Annotated in this window: 13 protein-coding genes; all 13 read left to right on the top strand. The window is 58.1% G+C overall.

The features are described from left to right. Nucleotides 1-2: 2 nt before the first annotated feature. The 13 genes from AC8GFZ_RS17090 to carB all read left to right on the top strand — a co-directional run bounded on the left by AC8GFZ_RS17090 (nt 3) and on the right by carB (nt 15,729). Nucleotides 3-836: a phosphatidate cytidylyltransferase gene (locus AC8GFZ_RS17090; protein ID WP_506646132.1), complete on the top strand. Its 834-nt coding sequence runs from the start codon at nt 3-5 to the stop codon at nt 834-836. Between the two features lie 8 nt (nt 837-844). After that, on the top strand, nt 845-2,035 hold the full coding sequence (gene dxr / locus AC8GFZ_RS17085) for a 1-deoxy-D-xylulose-5-phosphate reductoisomerase (RefSeq protein ID WP_506646171.1): 1,191 nt from the start codon (nt 845-847) through the stop codon (nt 2,033-2,035). Between the two features lie 10 nt (nt 2,036-2,045). Next, nucleotides 2,046-3,413 (top strand): RIP metalloprotease RseP, encoded by a 1,368-nt coding sequence (gene rseP / locus AC8GFZ_RS17080; RefSeq protein ID WP_506646131.1) that lies wholly within the window; start codon nt 2,046-2,048, stop codon nt 3,411-3,413. 39 nt (nt 3,414-3,452) lie between these two features. Continuing rightward, nucleotides 3,453-5,747 carry an outer membrane protein assembly factor BamA gene (bamA, locus tag AC8GFZ_RS17075; RefSeq protein WP_506646130.1) on the top strand — a complete coding sequence of 765 codons (2,295 nt, stop codon included), beginning with the start codon at nt 3,453-3,455 and terminating at the stop codon, nt 5,745-5,747. Between the two features lie 8 nt (nt 5,748-5,755). Next, entirely contained in the window at nt 5,756-6,253 is a 498-nt protein-coding gene (locus AC8GFZ_RS17070) for an OmpH/Skp family outer membrane protein (RefSeq protein ID WP_506646129.1), read from the top strand. A gap of 19 nt (nt 6,254-6,272) precedes the next feature. Continuing rightward, nucleotides 6,273-7,253 (top strand): UDP-3-O-(3-hydroxymyristoyl)glucosamine N-acyltransferase, encoded by a 981-nt coding sequence (gene lpxD, locus AC8GFZ_RS17065; RefSeq protein WP_506646128.1) that lies wholly within the window; start codon nt 6,273-6,275, stop codon nt 7,251-7,253. A gap of 8 nt (nt 7,254-7,261) precedes the next feature. Beyond that, the gene (fabZ, locus tag AC8GFZ_RS17060) at nt 7,262-7,699 is read left to right on the top strand and encodes a 3-hydroxyacyl-ACP dehydratase FabZ (RefSeq protein WP_506646127.1); all 438 of its coding nucleotides are present in this window, start codon (nt 7,262-7,264) and stop codon (nt 7,697-7,699) included. Between the two features lie 18 nt (nt 7,700-7,717). Continuing rightward, nucleotides 7,718-8,512: an acyl-ACP--UDP-N-acetylglucosamine O-acyltransferase gene (gene lpxA / locus AC8GFZ_RS17055; RefSeq protein ID WP_506646126.1), complete on the top strand. Its 795-nt coding sequence runs from the start codon at nt 7,718-7,720 to the stop codon at nt 8,510-8,512. Between the two features lie 31 nt (nt 8,513-8,543). Next, a complete protein-coding gene (gene lpxB, locus AC8GFZ_RS17050) occupies nt 8,544-9,692 on the top strand; it encodes a lipid-A-disaccharide synthase (RefSeq protein ID WP_506646125.1) in 1,149 nt (382 codons plus the stop codon). Further along, the gene (gene rnhB, locus AC8GFZ_RS17045; protein ID WP_506646124.1) at nt 9,664-10,293 is read left to right on the top strand and encodes a ribonuclease HII; all 630 of its coding nucleotides are present in this window, start codon (nt 9,664-9,666) and stop codon (nt 10,291-10,293) included. Before lpxB ends, rnhB begins: the two co-directional genes overlap by 29 nt. Continuing rightward, entirely contained in the window at nt 10,290-11,087 is a 798-nt protein-coding gene (locus tag AC8GFZ_RS17040) for a TrmH family RNA methyltransferase (RefSeq protein WP_506646123.1), read from the top strand. Before rnhB ends, AC8GFZ_RS17040 begins: the two co-directional genes overlap by 4 nt. Nucleotides 11,088-11,247: 160 nt before the next feature. Beyond that, a complete protein-coding gene (carA, locus tag AC8GFZ_RS17035) occupies nt 11,248-12,414 on the top strand; it encodes a glutamine-hydrolyzing carbamoyl-phosphate synthase small subunit (protein ID WP_506646122.1) in 1,167 nt (388 codons plus the stop codon). 78 nt (nt 12,415-12,492) lie between these two features. Beyond that, nucleotides 12,493-15,729, top strand: a complete 3,237-nt coding sequence (gene carB, locus AC8GFZ_RS17030; RefSeq protein ID WP_506646121.1) for a carbamoyl-phosphate synthase large subunit — start codon at nt 12,493-12,495, stop codon at nt 15,727-15,729.

Below are 15,729 nucleotides of genomic sequence, written 5' to 3'. Positions count from 1 at the left end.
TCATGCTCAAGCAGCGCATCATCACCGCCTTGGTTTTGTTGGCGCTTCTATTGCCGGCATTGTTTGCCACCCACCCAGAGCCCTTGGCCTTGTTCACCTTGATCCTGATGGCTGCGGCCAGTTGGGAGTGGGGACGCCTCAACGGGCTGGGTTTCCGCCCTTCCCTGATCTTGACGGGCATATGCATATCTCTGTGTGCTGCCAGTTGGTGGGCGGGTTGGGCCGTCCAAGCGCCAGCGGCCTTGTGGTGGATAGCGGGTTTGGTTTGGTTGCTGGGCGGGGCTTGGATGCTGCGCCGGGGCGTGGTGGGTTGGGGCTTGTGGCCCCGTGGGGCCCGGTGGCTGGGTGGAATCTTGGTTTTGTGGCTGACTTGGTTGGCTTTGTGTCAGTCCAAAAACATGGGCGTGAATTACCTTTTATCGGTGTTGGCCTTGGTCTGGGTGGCCGATGTGGCGGCCTACTTTGGCGGTCGTGCCTTTGGTCGGCGCAAGCTGGCGAGCAACATCAGCCCTGGAAAAAGTTGGGAGGGCGTCTTCAGTGGTGTGCTGGCCGTGTGTGTATTGGCTTTGATTTGGTTGATATTGGATGATCATCAAACCCGTGCAAGCCCCAGTCTGTTCAGCATGCTGTTGCAACACTCTCCGGTTTGGGCTTTCTTGGGCGTGGCTGTGCTGGTGGGCATGAGTGTGGTGGGCGATTTGGCAGAGTCGTTGGTCAAACGCAGCGCAGGTGTCAAAGACAGCAGTGCCTTGTTGCCCGGTCACGGGGGTGTGTTGGACCGGGTGGACGCCTTGTTGCCCACATTGCCTTTGGCCCTGATGCTGGTGCAAGCATGAGTCTGCCCATGAAGCAAAACCTGACTATTTTGGGCTCCACAGGCTCCGTTGGCGCCAACACCTTGGATGTGGTGGCGCGTCATCCTGATCTGTTCTCGGTTTTCGCTTTGACGGCAGCGGTACAAGTTGACACCATGCTCGCCCAGTGCCAGCGTTTTTTGCCCCGTTATGCGGTGATGAGCAGCGCGCCCCATGCGGCACAGTTGCGTGAAAAAGTGCGTGAATTGGGCTTGCCCATTGAGGTGCTGTCGGGCCCTTCCGCCTTGGACCAAGTGGCCAGTGCCATCGAAGTCACCACGGTCATGGCGTCTATTGTCGGTGCCGCAGGTTTGTCCTCCTGCTTGTCTGCTGCACGTGCGGGCAAGCGTTTGTTGTTGGCCAATAAAGAAGCCTTGGTGGTGGGGGCCGAAGTTTTTTTAACCGCTGTTCGCGAGGGCGGTGCGACGTTGCTGCCCATTGACAGCGAACACTCTGCGATTTTCCAATCGCTGCCCGAAGACGCGCGCACTTGGGACGCGCGGGTGGAGAAAATCATCCTGACGTCATCCGGTGGTCCGTTTCGCCAGCGACCAGTTCATGAGTTGTCCTCGGTGACCCCCGACCAAGCCTGTGCCCACCCCAATTGGCAAATGGGGCGAAAAATATCGGTCGACTCGGCCACCATGATGAACAAAGCCTTGGAGGTCATTGAGGCGCGTTACCTCTTTGGTCTGGCGCCTGAGCGCATCGAGGTGGTCATCCACCCTCAAAGCATTGTTCACTCTATGGTGCAGTACCGCGACACCTCTGTGGTGGCGCAGTTGGGTACCCCCGACATGCGGGTGCCCATCGCCTTTGGCTTGGGTTGGCCCGAGCGCATCGCCTCTGGGGCCCAGGCCCTGGACTTTCAAACCCTGTCAGCCATGACATTTGAGGCCATCGACAGCTTGGATCACCCAAAGCGATTCCCTGGCCTGTGGCTGTCATGGCAAGTGCTGCGTGCCGCCCCAGGTACCACGGCTGTGCTCAATGCGGCCAACGAAGTGGGGGTGGAGGCCTTTTTGAATGGGCGCATCCGCTTTGACCAAATTCACCACCTCAACTTGGAGACTTTGTCGGCCTGCTTGCCTGATGCACCGCTCAATTTGGAGGATGTCTTGAGCATCGATCAACAAGCCAGACGCACGGCTTTGGGCTTGTGCCAGCGCTGGGGCGCATGAAGCGGCATCCATGACCTTGCTTGCTTTTTTGGTGGCCCTGGTGGTATTGATTGCTGTCCATGAGTATGGCCATTACCGCATGGCCGTGGCATGTGATGTCAAGGTTTTGCAGTTTTCCATCGGTCTGGGCCACCCCATTTGGCGCTGGCGTTCCAACCGCCCTCGGCAGGGGCAAGACACCGAGTTTGTCGTGGGCTGGATCCCCTTGGGCGGCTATGTGCGCATGCTCGACGAAACCGAATCCGAGGTCCCAGTCCATGAGCGCGAACGGGCCTTTAATCGACAAAGCTTGTGGCGTCGCAGCGCCATTGTGGCCGCAGGTCCCATGGCCAATTTGTTGCTGGCGTTTGTATTGCTTTGGGTCTTGAATGTATGGGGGGTTTCCATGCCCCAAGCCATTTTGGCCAAACCTGTCTCTGCATCCATTGCCGATCAAGCGGGTTTGCGCAGTGGCGACATGGTTTTAAGTGTGGCAAATCAAGGTGGCACGCCCCAAGACATTTATTCGATGCCTGACTTGAACTGGGCGCTGATGCAAAACGTCGGTGCGGTATTGGATTTGCTGGTGCAGTCGCGTGACAGTGGCAAGCAACGCCAGGTGCAATTGGATTTGACCCAAGCACACACCGACACCAGTGATGCCCAATGGCTGCGCAGTTTGGGTTTGCAAGGCGCATGGACTGCGCCCGTGGTGACCGAAGTGGTGGTGGCCAGTGTGGCCCAGAGCGCAGGCATCAAACGCGGCGACCGGGTTTTGCGGGTGGATGGCAAAGTGCCAGAAGATGCCAGTGAATTGCGCCAGCTGATCCGCCAGGCGGGGCAAAACGACCCGCCCAAAGCGCAAATATGGGAGGTGCAACGCCGTGGCGACAGTGCCTTGTTGATCGAAGTCAAGCCCGAGCGCATGCAAGAGGGCCAGGCTTGGGTTGGGCGGATTGGGGTGCGCTTGGGAGAGCCGCCGGCCCAAACTTTGGTGCGCCATGGACCTGTTCAAGCCGCTCAACTGGCGGTGCAAAGGTGTTGGGAGTTGTCCGTCACGACCTTGCACATTTTTGCGCGGATGTTGGTCGGGCAAGCTTCCTGGAGCAATCTGTCTGGCCCGGTAACCATGGCCGAGCAGGCGGGCCAATCTGCACAACAAGGATGGACCACATTTCTGGCTTTTTTGGCCTTCGTCAGCGTTGGCCTGGCGGTTCTGAATTTGTTGCCCATTCCAATCTTGGATGGGGGGCATCTGATGTGTTATCTTTGGGAGGCAGTGACAGGGTCGCCACCTGCCAAGGCTTGGATGGCCGGGCTGCAAAAAGTGGGTCTGGCAGCGGTTCTCTCCTTGATGGCCGTGGCCCTTTACAACGATGTGGCTCGCTGGCTTTTTTGATCAATGGCACCGGTTGCAAGTTCAAACCCCAATCACGACATGAATGCTTTGTTTTCCCGCGCCTTGTATCGAATAGCCCAGGCATTGACCTTGTTCTCATTGGCTGCCAGCATGGCTTGGGCTGTGTCGCCTTTCATCGCACGTGATATCCGCATTGAAGGCCTGCAACGGGTTGAGCCAGGAACCGTTTTTGCCACCCTGCCGTTTCGGGTGGGTGAGACCTACACCGATGAAAAAGGCACCGCAGCGATTCGCGCTTTGTTTGGTTTGGGCTTGTTTAAAGACATTCGCATCGAGGTCAAGGACGATGTGGTGGTCGTGTTGCTCGAAGAGCGCCCCATCATTGCCAGCATCGACTTCATTGGCACCAAAGAATTTGACAAAGAGGCATTGCGCAAGGCCTTGAAAGAAATTGGTCTGTCCGACGGTCGTCCTTATGACCGTTCATTGGCCGATTTGGCCGAACAAGACATCAAGCGCCAATACGTCAATCGCAGCCTGTATGGGGTTGACATCGTCACCACCATCACCCCGGTGGAACGCAATCGCGTCAACCTGACCTTCAATGTGACCGAAGGCGACATGGCCAAAATCAAGCAAATTCAATTTGTGGGCAACAAAGTTTTCAAATCCTCCACCCTTGAGGATTTGATGGACTTGAATTCCGGCAATTGGATGAGTTGGTATACCAAATCTGATCGTTACTCGCGCCCCAAACTCAATGCCGATTTGGAAACCTTGCGCTCGTTTTATTTGGCACGCGGCTACTTGGACTTTCGCATTGACTCCACACAGGTGTCGATTTCGCCCAACAAGCAAGACCTGAGCGTCACCATCAATATCTTTGAAGGCGAGATGTTCGCTGTCTCCTCTGTCCGTTTACAAGGTTATTACCTGGGCAAAGATGACGAATTCAAGACCATGATCGGCATCAAAGTGGGGCAGGCCTACAACGCCGAAGACGTGACCAAAACCACGGCTGCATTCACTGAGTATTTTGGTAATTTTGGCTTTGCATTTGCGCGGGTTGAGGCGGTCAATGAAATCGACCGCAGCACCAACCGTGTGGCATTGGTGCTGCAAGCCGACCCCTCTCGGCGCGCTTATGTGCGAAAAATTAACCTCACGGGCAACAGCAGAACCCGGGACGAAATCATTCGCCGAGAGTTTCGACAATTGGAGTCGGCCTGGTACGACGGCGAGCGCATCAAACTTTCTCGTGACCGGTTGAAGCGCTTGGGCTACTTTAAAGATGTCAACATCGAAACCCAAGAAGTGCCTGGCAGCTTTGACCAGGTGGATTTGTTGGTCAAAGTGGAAGAAAAGCCACTGGGGTCCTTGCAGTTGGGTGCGGGTTTTTCCAGCGCTGAAAAACTGGTTTTGACCTTTGGTGTGCAGCAAGACAATATTTTTGGCAGCGGCAACTTTTTGGGCATTCAACTCAGCACCAGTGAATACAACAAAGTGATCTCGGTGGCCACCACCAACCCATACTTCACCGAAGATGGTGTATCCCGCACCTTCTCTGTGTCCCACCGCTCCATCAAGCCCTACATTGACCAAGCGGGTAATTACCAAACCGAGAGCACCAATGCGGGCGTGACCTTTGGCGTCCCGATGACCGAACTGGACCGCATTTTTGTGGGGCTTGCGGGTGAGCAAACCATCACCAAGCCGGGCTCGAACATGCCGGCTTCGTTGATTGGGTCTTGCTCTTATGACAAGACCTGCACCTCTGTCCCTCTCACCTTGGGTTGGGCGCGCGATGGACGCGACAGTGTCATCACGCCGACCAAAGGTCGCCTGATGCGGGCCAATACCGAGTTCGGCGTGGCGGCCGACACCCGCTATGCCAAAACCAGTGCCTTGTATCAGCAGTATTTCAATTTCACCAAACGCTATACCTTGGGGATCAACGGGGACGTGGGGGTGGCGCAAGGCTTGCAAGATTACGAACTGCCCACCTACAAAAACTTTTACGCCGGTGGTCTGGGTTCGGTGCGCGGCTTTGAGCAAGGCTCCTTGGGGCCGCGTGACACCACGGGTTTGGTGGTGGGTGGCGCCAAAAAACTGGTGTTCAACAGCGAGTTTTTCATTCCTTTCCCAGGCGTGGGCAACGACCCCACTTTGCGTTTGTATGGCTTCTTTGATGCTGGCAATGTCTATGGTGTGAGCGACAACGTGGATTTCGCCTTGATGAGAACTTCTGTGGGGGCAGGTATCAGCTGGGTCAGCCCGGTTGGTCCGCTGCGTTTTGCGGTGGCCGAGCCGATGAACAAGTTTCGGGGCGATAGAATACAAAAATTGCAATTTCAGATCGGGACATCGTTTTGATGAACACCATGCGAACACTTTCTATGACAGTGGCTTTGGCGCTGGGTACTTGGGCGTCTGCCCAGGCGCAAGAATTCCGAATTGGTTTTATCAGCACCGATCGGATCTTCCGCGAGGCCAATACCGCCAAAGCAGCGCAAACCAAACTGGAGCAAGAGTTTTCACGGCGCGAAAAAGAGTTGATGGACTTGGGCAACACCCTCAAGACCAACTCTGAAAAGCTCGAGCGCGAAGCGCCCACCTTGTCAGAGACCCAGCGCGTTGCGCGTCAGCGCCAGTTGAGCGAGCAAGACCGTGAGTTCCAGCGCAAGCGCCGTGAGTTCCAAGAGGACTTGAACGCCCGCAAAAATGAAGAGTTTCAACTTGTGCTCGAGCGTGCCAACCGGGTCGTGCGACAGGTGGCTGAGTCTGAAAAGTATGATTTGGTGTTGCAAGAGGCGGTTTATATCAACCCCAAACACGACATCACCGAAAAAGTGATCAAAGCCATCAACGGCACCAAGTAAACGCTGTTGGCGGCACGGTGTGGGACTGTACTTAAGTCAAATCACCGAAGCCTTGGGGGGCGAGTTGCATGGCAACCCACAAACCCACATCGACCGCTTGGCCCCACTGGGGTCTGCTGGTCCAAGTGATTTAGGCTTCCTCAGCCACCCCAAATACCAGTCCCAATTGACCAGCACCCAAGCAGCCTGCGTGGTGGTTTCTCCTGAATTGGCGCCAGCCGCCCAGGCCCGTGGTGCTTGCATCGTCACCCCTGACCCCTACCATTACTTTGCCCGACTGACCCAGTTGTGGCGCACCCATCACCCCCTGCCTGCGGGGCCGCGCATCCACCCGACTGCGGTGATTGATCCTGCCGCCTTTGTTGATGCAACAGCCCACATTGGTCCCTTGTGTGTGGTCGAGGCCGGGGCCCGCATTGGCGCGCACAGCCGTTTGCATGCCCGCGTCCATGTGGGCCACGATTGCGTGGTGGGTCAAAACTGCATCTTGCACCCTGGGGTGGTGTTGGGTGCCGATGGGTTTGGCTTTGCCCCCCATGAGGGGACCTGGGTCAAGATCGAGCAATTGGGTGCCGTGCGCCTGGGGGATTCGGTGGAACTGGGTGCCAATACCTGCGTCGATCGAGGTGCTTTGGAAGACACCACCATTGGCCAAGGGGTCAAGATCGATAACTTGGTGCAAATTGGTCACAACGTCCACATTGGGGATCACAGTGCTTTGGCTGGCTGTGCTGGGGTGGCGGGCAGTGCCCGCATTGGTGCCCATTGCACCTTGGGGGGTGGTGCCATCGTTTTGGGCCACTTGGCATTGGCCGACCATGTACACATATCTGCCGCCAGTGTGGTCACCCGTTCGATCCATCAAAGCGGGCATTACAGTGGCTTTTTTCCCATCGATGACAATGCGGCGTGGGAGAAAAATGCCGCCAGCCTGCGCCAACTTCACCGACTGCGTGAGCGCATCAAGGCGCTGGAGCAGCGCCCCCAACCACCCCTTTGAGCCTCGCCATGGACATCCATCAAATTCTCAAGCAGTTGCCCCACCGTTACCCGATTTTGTTGGTCGACCGCGTGCTCGAAATCGACAAGGGCAAGCGCATCAAGGCGTTGAAAAATGTCTCTATCAATGAACCCTATTTTTCGGGGCACTTTCCGCACCGGCCCGTGATGCCTGGCGTGTTGATGCTGGAAGCTTTGGCGCAAGCCGCGGCATTGTTGGCCTTTGACATGCTGGGCACCACCCCGGATGACAAAACCGTTTATTACTTTGCTGGCATTGATGGGGCGCGTTTCAAGCGGCCCGTGGAACCTGGGGATCAGTTGATTTTGGAGGTCACGCTGGATCGGATGAAAGCGGGCATCTTTAAATTCAAAGCCTGTGCCAAGGTCGGCGAGGAGATTGCTGCCGAAGCGGAATTGATGTGCACCATGCGCACCATTGCATGACGCGAGCCCAGCAGCGTGATGACACCACCCCTGATCCACCCCACTGCGCTGATTGACCCCCAAGCCGAACTCGACAGTTCGGTCCAGGTCGGTCCGTACACCGTGATTGGCCCCCATGTGCGCATTGGTGCGGGCACCACGGTGGCCGCTCATTGCGTGATCGAAGGCCACACCACGCTGGGGCGCAACAACCGCGTGTTTCAGTTCAATTCTTTGGGCGCGATCCCTCAAGACAAAAAATACAACGGCGAACCTTGCGAGTTGGTGATTGGCAACGGCAACACCATCCGCGAGTTTTGCACCTTCAACATCGGCTCACCCGGGGGCGGTAGCGCAACCCGATTGGGGGACGACAACTGGATCATGGCCTATGTTCACCTGGCCCATGACTGTCAGGTGGGGAATCAAACCATTTTTGCCAACAACACCCAACTCGCCGGCCATGTGGAGGTGGGAGACTGGGTGATCTTGGGCGGTTTCACGGTGGTGCATCAATTTGTGCGCTTGGGTGCGCACAGTTTCACGGCCATGAACTCGTTGTTGTTTGCTGACCTGCCGCCATTTGTGATGTGCCAGGGTCAACCGGCGCAGGCCCGCTCCATGAACTTTGAAGGCTTGCGCCGTCGCGGTTTTGGGCCTGAACGCCTGGCTGCGGTCAAAGCCATGCACAAGGCGCTGTACCGCAGCGACCTTTCTTTGGAGCAGTCCATTCAAGCCATTGAGGCCCTGAGAAACGCCGAGACCCAAGCGGATGTGGATTTGATGCTGGGTTTTTTGCGCCAAGCATCCCCTCAGCGTGGCATTGTTCGCTGAACCTGGGACTCAGCCCCTTTTGTCCCCACCCATGCCTGACCCGAATGCGCCCACTTTTGCCATGGTCGCGGGTGAGGCCTCGGGCGATATGTTGGCCGGCCTGCTGCTCAAGGGCATGCGCCACCGATGGCCCACAGCCAAGGCCCAGGGTATTGGTGGGCCCCGAATGGCCGAGCAAGGGTTTGAGGCATGGTGGCCGCACGAGCGGTTGGCGGTGCGAGGCTATGTGGAGGTGCTGCGCCATTACCGAGGCATCGTGGCCATTCGACGACAACTTTTTGAGCGTTTGAAGGCCGACCCTCCATCGGTTTTTGTCGGTGTGGATGCGCCCGATTTCAATTTGGATTTGGAGCGCCAATTGCTGTCGATCGGTGTGCCCACTGTGCATTTTGTGTGCCCATCGGTGTGGGCTTGGCGCGCCAACCGATTGGAAAAAATCCGCCACAGCGTGCGCCACATGTTGTGCATCTTTCCCTTTGAGCCGGCTTTGTTGTCAGCGCATGGCATTGCCAGCACCTATGTGGGTCACCCATTTGCGGCGACCATCCCGATGCAATCCGACAAAGCCGCAGCGCGCCAACGATTGGATTTGCCCGTGCAGACCAGGGTGGTGAGCTTGATGCCCGGCAGCCGGGCCTCCGAAGTCGATCAATTGGCCCCTGTTTTTTTGCAAGCTGCGGCGTGGCTGCAAAAGCGCGAGCCCGACTTGCATTTTGTCTTGCCCACATTTGCGGCCTTGCGCCCACGCCTGCAGGCTTGCATCAGCCGCTGGGGGGAAGGTCTCAATTTAACCGTGACAGAGGCGGGGTCGCATGGGGCCTTGGCGGCATGCGATGTCTGCCTGGTCGCCAGCGGCACCGCCACCTTGGAGGCGGCATTGTTCAAGCGCCCCATGGTGATTGCCTACCGCATGAACCCATTGAGTTGGCAAATCATGCGCCGACAAAAGTTGCAGCCTTGGGTGGGCTTGCCCAACATCTTGGCCGCTGAATTTGTGGTGCCGGAATTTTTGCAAGACAAGGCCACACCCGAGGCCCTGGGACAAGCCGTGCTGGACTGGTTGAACCAAGCCCAGCGTGTGGCGCAATTGCAGCAGCGGTTTGTTGAAATGCACCACTCTTTGTTGCGCGACACCGCGCAGTTGGCCTGCGATGCGATCGAACAAACCCTGGCGCGCTGAACAAGTTGCCTTGCCTTGGGACGTGCCTGGTCTGGTGGCCGGCGTGGACGAGGCTGGGCGTGGCCCCCTGGCTGGCCCCGTGGTGGCCGCGGCGGTGATCTTGGACGACTTGAAACCCATTGCCGGTCTGGCCGACTCCAAAACCTTGAGCCCGCGCCAACGCGAGCGTTTGAGCGCAGAAATCCATGCCCGCGCTCTGTGCTTCAGCGTGGCCCAAGCCAGCGTGGAAGAAATCGACCGCCTCAACATCTTGCAAGCCACTCTGCTGGCCATGCGCCGTGCTGTGATGGGCCTGCGCCTCAAACCCCACAAAGTACTGGTAGATGGCAACCGCTTGCCCACCCTGGACATCGTTGCCGAAGCGGTGGTCCAAGGGGACCGAAAGGTGCCAGCCATTTCTGCCGCCTCCATCTTGGCCAAGGTGGCGCGGGACAGGTGGTGCCTGGAGATCGATGCCGAGTACCCGGCCTATGGTTTTGCGGCCCACAAAGGCTATGGCACGGCGCAACATTTGCTGGCTTTGCAAACGCATGGGGCCACGCCTTGGCATCGGCGCAGCTTTTCGCCGGTGGCCCGCGTGTTGTCTCGGGAGCCACAATGAAAGCCGCGCTGGTTCAAACCATTGAGTCGCGCCACAACCCGGCCTTCAAGGCCTTGCGTGCTTTGGCCCAAGACAACTCAGCCTATCGCAAGCGTCATCAGGTTTGGCTGGAGGGCGACCATTTGGCGCGTGCTGCCCAGGCACGGGGATGGGTGGTGGAACAACTCGTGGTGGCCCAATCGATGTGGGAGCACCTGGGCCAGATGTCCCCCCTTTCTGCCCAGCGCATCATGTTGCTGCCGGACGCCCTCTTCGACACCTTGAGCCCTTTGGCCAAAGACCAAAAAATGGGCTGTGTGATTGATTTGCCCGTGGCCCCCGTGATGGCGCCTGGGTTGGCCACCGTGGTGCTCGATCGGGTGCAGGATGCCGGCAATGTGGGGTCTATTTTGCGCAGTGCCGCCGCCTTTGGCTTTTCCCAGATCCTGGCCTTGCGGGGCACGGCAGGCTTGTGGAGCCCCAAGGTCTTGCGTGCCGGCATGGGGGCTCATTTTGCGTTGCGTTTGGTCGAATCGGCAACGCTGGAAGACGCCTTGACTTTGGGCGTGCCCTTGTTGGCCACCAGTTCTCACCAGGGCGATTGGCTACATCAATGTGTGGGCCCGTTGGCCTTGCCTTGGCCCTGTGCCTGGTTGATGGGCCATGAAGGGCAGGGTGTTCAAGCCGGTCTGCTGGCCGCCGCGCAGCGCTGTGTGCGCATTGCCCAGCCTGGGGGTGAGGAGTCGCTGAATGTGGCCGCTGCAGCGGCGGTGTGTTTGCATGCCAGTGCAGCGGGACAGGCGCCGCTGGGGTAACCCCTCGGTTACAATGGAGCGCTTTTCGCACCCAACCGCACGCCCTCAGCTCGATCTCAAGCATCCCCCTTTCACAAGCAGCGACGCAGATCCCACCGAAACCAGTTTTCTGTGGGATTTTTTGAACGCGCTGGGGCGTCACCGAACTTCGGAGAACCCAGTGCTTTTGTCTTTACAGGGGAAACATCCCGCGGCCATCTTGGCGCTTGCTGACGGCACGCTGTGGCAAGGCCAGTCGATAGGGGCCCCGGGCACCACCGTGGGTGAGGTGGTCTTTAACACCGCCATCACCGGCTATCAAGAAATCCTCACCGACCCCAGCTATTGCCAGCAACTGGTCACCTTGACCTACCCGCACATTGGCAACTACGGCACCAATGCCGAAGATGTCGAAGCCGATCGCGTCCACGCTGCTGGCCTGATCATCAAAGACCTGCCCTTGGTGGCATCCAACTTTCGCAGCCAGCAGGATTTGTCCACTTATTTGAACGCGTCAGGCACGGTGGCCATTGCCGGCATTGATACCCGCCAGCTGACCCGCCATTTGCGCAGCCATGGGGCGCAAAACGGCTGCATCATGGGCTTGCCCGCCGGGCAGGTCGTTATCCCCGCTTTGTGCCAGCAAGCCCTGGCGGCTGCCCAGGCTGCACCCAGCATGGCTGGCTTGGATTTGGCGCAAAAAGTCTCCACCCCCCAAACTTTCGATTGGCAGCAAACCGAATGGCAACTGGGCATAGGTTATGGTCAGTTGGCGGCCCCGCGCTTTCACGTCGTGGCCTATGACTTTGGGGTCAAGCACAACATATTGCGCATGCTGGCGCAACGTGGCTGCCGCCTGACGGTGGTGCCGGCCAAAACCCCCGCGCAAGAGGTGTTGAAGCTCAAACCGGATGGTGTGTTTTTGTCCAACGGACCGGGGGACCCCCAGCCTTGTGACTATGCGATTGCGGCCACCCAAACCTTGATCGAGTCGGGCTTGCCCACGTTTGGCATTTGCCTGGGGCACCAAATCATGGCTTTGGCCAGTGGTGCCAAAACCTTCAAGATGAAATTCGGCCACCATGGCGCCAACCACCCCGTCAAAGACCTCGACTCAGGCAGGGTGTCCATCACCAGCCAAAACCATGGCTTTGCGGTGGATGCGCAAACCCTGCCTGCACATTTACGCGCCACCCATGTGAGCTTGTTTGATGGCACTGTGCAAGGTCTGGCCCGCACCGACAAGCCCGCATTTTGTTTCCAGGGCCACCCAGAAGCTTCGCCTGGCCCGCACGACATCGCCTATTTGTTCGACCGCTTTGTCGGTTTGATGGATGCGCGCGCATGAGCACCCTGCGCCTGCCAATCGTTTTTCTAAACCCAATTGGGGTTGAGTCCCTTCACAGCGGTACACCGAGAGATCAGCATGCCTAAGCGCACAGACATCAAAAGCGTCCTCATCATCGGCGCAGGCCCCATCGTCATTGGGCAGGCCTGTGAGTTTGACTATTCGGGCGTTCAAGCCTGCAAAGCCTTGCGCGAAGAGGGGTTCAAGGTCATCTTGATCAACAGCAACCCGGCCACGATCATGACCGACCCGGCCACAGCCGATGTGACCTACATCGAGCCCATCACCTGGCAAACGGTGGAAAAAATCATCGCCAAAGAACGCCCCGACGCCATCTTGCCCACGATGGGGGGGCAAACAGCCCTGAACTGTGCGCTCGACCTCTGGCGCAACGGGGTGCTGGACAAATACCAGGTCGAACTGATCGGTGCCAGCCCTGAAGCGATCGACAAAGCCGAAGACCGCCTCAAATTCAAAGATGCGATGACTAAGATTGGTCTGGGATCAGCGCGTTCTGGCATTGCCCATTCGATGGACGAGGCTTGGGTGGTGCAAAAGTCAGTGGGTTTTCCCACCGTCATCCGCCCCAGCTTCACCTTGGGCGGCACCGGCGGTGGCATTGCCTACAACGCCGAAGAGTTTGAAACCATTTGCAAGCGCGGCTTGGAGGCCTCGCCCACCAATGAGTTGTTGATCGAAGAGTCTTTGCTGGGGTGGAAAGAGTTTGAGATGGAGGTGGTGCGCGACAAAGCGGACAACTGCATCATCGTGTGTTCCATTGAAAACCTGGACCCCATGGGCGTGCACACCGGCGACTCCATCACGGTGGCGCCGGCCCAAACCTTGACCGACAAGGAATACCAAATCATGCGCAACGCCAGCTTGGCGGTGTTGCGGGAAATTGGCGTTGACACCGGTGGCTCGAATGTGCAGTTTTCGGTCAACCCCAAAGATGGGCGCATGATCGTGATTGAGATGAACCCCCGGGTGTCGCGTTCCTCCGCCCTGGCCTCCAAGGCCACCGGTTTTCCCATTGCCAAGGTGGCGGCCAAATTGGCCGTGGGCTATACCTTGGATGAATTGCGCAATGACATCACGGGCGGCGCCACGCCCGCCAGCTTCGAGCCCAGCATCGATTACGTGGTGACCAAGATTCCGCGTTTTGCCTTTGAAAAATTCCCCCAGGCCGACAGCCGATTGACCACCCAAATGAAGTCGGTGGGTGAGGTGATGGCCATGGGTCGCACCTTTCAGGAGTCGTTCCAAAAGGCCTTGCGCGGCCTGGAAGTCGGCGTGGATGGCATGAACGAAAAAACCCAAGACCGCGAGGTCTTGGAAAAAGAACTTGGTGCACCAGGGCCAGACCGCATTTGGTATGTGGGCGACGCCTTTGCCCAAGGCATGAGCGTGGATGAGGTGCATGCCTTGACCAAGATCGATCCTTGGTTCTTGGTGCAAATTGAAGACATCGTCAAAATTGAGTTGGAACTCGACACCACGGCGCTCGACGCCATTGATGCGGCAGACATGCGGGCCTTGAAGAAAAAGGGCTTCTCTGATCGCCGCTTGGCCAAGCTCACCCACAGCAGCGAGCAGGCGGTGCGTGCCAAGCGCCATGCACAAGGGGTGCGTCCGGTTTACAAGCGGGTGGACACCTGCGCGGCCGAATTTGCCACCGATACCGCTTACATGTACTCCACGTATGAGGACGAGTGCGAGTCCGAGCCCAGCCAGCGCCAAAAAATCATGGTCCTCGGTGGTGGCCCCAACCGCATCGGCCAAGGCATTGAGTTCGACTACTGCTGCGTGCACGCCGCCCTGGCCATGCGCGAGGACGGTTACGAGACCATCATGGTCAATTGCAACCCCGAGACGGTGTCCACCGATTACGACACCAGCGACCGCTTGTATTTCGAACCCCTCACCTTGGAGGATGTGCTCGAAATTGTGGACAAAGAAAAACCTTTGGGCGTGATTGTTCAGTACGGTGGGCAAACTCCGCTCAAACTGGCCCTGGGCCTAGAGGCTGCGGGTGTGCCCATCATTGGCACCAGCCCCGACATGATCGACGCGGCCGAAGACCGCGAACGCTTCCAAGGCCTGTTGCAAAAACTGGGGCTGCGCCAACCGCCCAATGCCACGGCACGCACCGAGCCAGAGGCCTTGGAAAAAGCCGCGGCCTTGGGGTACCCCTTGGTGGTGCGGCCCAGCTATGTACTGGGCGGGCGGGCGATGGAAATCGTGCACGAACAACGCGACCTGGAGCGCTACATGCGCGAAGCCGTCAAGGTCAGCAACGATTCACCCGTGTTGCTCGATCGCTTTTTGAACGATGCGATTGAATGCGATGTCGATTGCTTGCGCGACCCCGAGGGCAAAACCTTCATCGGCGGCGTGATGGAGCACATCGAGCAAGCGGGTGTGCACAGCGGCGACTCGGCCTGTTCTTTGCCGCCTTACTCGCTGTCTTCCGCAACGGTGGCTGAGCTCAAGCGCCAATCGGCGGCCATGGCCGAGGCTTTGAATGTGGTGGGCCTGATGAACGTGCAGTTCGCCATCCAGCATGTGGACGGCCAAGACGTGATTTATGTGCTCGAAGTCAATCCACGCGCCAGCCGCACCGTGCCCTATGTCAGCAAGGCCACCGGCATTCAATTGGCCAAGGTGGCGGCGCGTTGCATGGTCGGCCAGAGCTTGGCCAGCCAAGGCATTACCCGAGAGGTCACCCCACCTTATTTCAGCGTCAAGGAAGCGGTGTTTCCGTTTGTCAAATTCCCTGGTGTGGACACCATCTTGGGGCCAGAGATGAAATCCACCGGTGAGGTCATGGGTGTGGGCAAAACCTTTGGCGAGGCTTTTGTCAAAAGCCAAATGGGTGCGGGCACCAGGTTGCCGCGCCCCACCGATGCCGTGCGCAAGGTTTTCTTGACCGTGAAAAACAACGACAAACCCCGCGCAGTGGCCGTGGCCCGCGATTTGGTGGCCATGGGTTTTGACTTGGTGGCCACCAAGGGCACGGCCCAGGCCATTGCCGCAGCGGGCTTGGCCGTGGTGGCCGTCAACAAAGTGACCGAGGGCCGCCCGCATGTGGTGGACATGATCAAAAACAATGAGATCGCGCTGGTCATCAATACGGTGGAAGAGCGGCGCAATGCCATTGCCGATTCGCGGCAAATCCGCACCTCTGCACTGCTGGCCCGGGTCACCACCTTCACCACCATTGCCGGTGCGGAGGCTGCGGTGCAAGGCATGCAGCACATGGACCACCTCGAGGTTTATTCGGTCCAGGAGTTGCACGCCCAATTGGCGGCATAA

Source organism: Limnohabitans rimovensis (SeqCode) (assembly GCF_965234775.1).
Taxonomy (GTDB): domain Bacteria; phylum Pseudomonadota; class Gammaproteobacteria; order Burkholderiales; family Burkholderiaceae_C; genus Limnohabitans; species Limnohabitans rimovensis.
This window is presented reverse-complemented; position numbering and strand designations above follow the sequence as displayed.